Consider the following 253-nt stretch of genomic DNA (forward strand, 5'->3'; position numbering starts at 1 on the left):
CGATCGACGGCTCGGCGACGATCACCGGCGGCAACCAGCAGATCTGGGCACTCGCCGGACGCTATTCGTTCGGCCCGCACTCGGTCGGCGCCGCATGGTCGCACTCGGCGACCGACGGCGTGACCGGCGTGATGCAAGGCAGCGGTATCACTCCGTTGAAGGGCGAGTCGCTGGTGTTCGACAACTTCTCGGTCGACGGCCGCTATATGGCGACGTCCGCGTTGAGCCTGTCGGCCGCGTACACGTACACGAT

Annotated in this window: 1 pseudogene; it reads left to right on the forward strand. The window is 66.4% G+C overall.

Annotated elements, in window-relative coordinates:
* Window positions 1–253, forward strand: a pseudogene (locus tag SB816_RS33485) (porin); the annotation flags it as partial.

The sequence above is a fragment of the Achromobacter sp. SIMBA_011 genome (genome assembly GCF_046535435.1).
Taxonomy (GTDB): Bacteria; Pseudomonadota; Gammaproteobacteria; order Burkholderiales; family Burkholderiaceae_B; genus Achromobacter; species Achromobacter dolens.